Raw genomic sequence first — 2,150 nt, 5'->3', positions numbered from 1 at the left:
AATACAGATAATACTGTCGTAATTCGTTATACGATTGCTGCTGATGGTGATTGTGCTGCGACTTCTGATGATGTTACTTTTACTGTAACTCCTGTTTGTGATGTGGTTGCTGATAATACAACATCTACTGCTTCAATCACAGAAGATGAAACTAAAACTTTATCAGGATCTCCTGCTGGGGGAACTTGGTCAATCGTTTCTGGTGGTGGTTCAATCTCTGGTTCAACATATACACCTGATGATATCAATACAGATAATACTGTCGTAATTCGTTATACGATTGCTGCTGATGGTGATTGTGCTGCGACTTCTGATGATGTTACTTTTACGGTAACTCCTGTTTGTGATGTGGTTGCTGATAATACAACGTCTACGGCTTCAATCACGGAAGATGAAACTAAAACGCTTTCAGGATCTCCTGCTGGTGGAACTTGGTCGATCGTTTCTGGTGGTGGTTCAATCGCTGGTTCAACATATACACCTGATGATATCAATACAGATAATACTGTCGTAATTCGTTATACGATTGCTGCTGATGGTGATTGTGCTGCGACTTCTGATGATGTTACCTTTACTGCAACTCCAGTTTGTGATGTGGTTGCTGATAATACAACATCTACGGCTTCAATCACGGAAGATGAAACTAAAACGCTTTCAGGATCTCCTGCTGGTGGTAATTGGTCAATCGTTTCTGGTGGTGGTTCAATCTCTGGTTCAACTTATACTCCTGATGATATCAACACTGATACTACTGTGGTAATTCGTTATACAATTGCTGCTGATGGTGACTGTGCTGCTACAACTGATGATGTTACTTTTACAGTAACTCCTGTTTGTGATGATCCAATTAATTCTGTAACATCAAATTTAACTACAACAGAAGACACACAACTAAATCTTAATACTACTAGTGTTTCTGGAGATGATTTAATTTCTGTAAGACTAAGAGTAAGTAATGGTACGTTAAATGTAATTATCAGAGTAAGTGGAACAAGAAATGACGTAACAGTAAATGGTCCTGGTGATTTATTAATTACAGGTAATGAAAGAACAATCAATAATTACTTAAGAACGTTAACCTATACACCTAATTCAGGATTTTACGGTACAGATGTTTTAACTATTGATTCTGAAAATAGTTGTGGCACAATAATTACAAACAATTATAATATCACTATAAATCAAAATTGTGAAGTTGCTGACAATACAACTTCAACCGTTTCAATCACGGAAGATGAAACAAAAACGCTTTCAGGTACTCCTGCTGGAGGAACTTGGTCGATCGTTTCTGGTAGTGGTTCAATCTCTGGTTCAACATATACACCTGACGATATCAATACAGATACTACTGTCGTAATTCGTTATAAAATTGCTGAGGATGATACCTGTGCTGCCACTTCAGACGATGTTACTTTTACAGTAACTCCTGTGTGTGATGTGGTTGCTGACAATACAACGTCTACTGCTTCTATAACTGAAGATGAAACTAAAACGCTTTCAGGTTCGCCTGCTGGGGGTACTTGGTCAATCATTTCTGGTGGTGGGTCAATCTCTGGTTCAACGTATACGCCTGATGATATCAATACAGATACTACTGTCGTAATTCGTTATACAATTGCTGAAGATGGTGACTGTTCTGCTACTTCTGAGGATGTTACTTTTACTGTGACTCCTGTTTTAGGGAGCATAGGTGATACTGTTTGGTATGATGCAAATAGTGACGGTTCAACTATTGGAGAAAATGGTTTAGAAGGAGCAACAGTAACTTTAGATCCAGGAACTCCTGGAGATACAAGTGATGATGTAACTACAACTACAGATGCAAATGGAAATTATTTATTCGATAATTTACCAGCTGGTGATTACACAGTTACTGTTGATGTAAGTACTGTTACTTCTGGTTTACCAACAGGTATTACAGTTGCAGATTTAGTGCAAACTTATGATAATGATGGTACTACAACACCTAATACAAGTAGTATAACTTTAGGTTCTGGAGAAGATAATTTAGATCAAGACTTTGGTTATGTTGGCGATAATGGATTGGGTTCTATAGGAGATACAGTTTGGTACGATACAGATGGAGATGGAATAAAAGATGCTGACGAAGATGGTTTAGCAGGAGCAACAGTAACTTTAGATCCAGGTAC

Annotated in this window: 1 protein-coding gene; it reads left to right on the top strand. The window is 38.0% G+C overall.

The window, feature by feature from the left end; all coding sequences use genetic code 11:
* Positions 1-2,150 (top strand): SdrD B-like domain-containing protein (locus ACWYN7_RS17180; protein ID WP_462861205.1); only part of this gene is annotated, 2,150 nt, incomplete at both ends.

It is taken from the genome of Polaribacter sp. M10, from assembly GCF_054968445.1.
The sequence above is the reverse complement of the archived record's forward strand: the minus strand, read 5'-3'. Positions and strand labels throughout refer to the sequence as shown.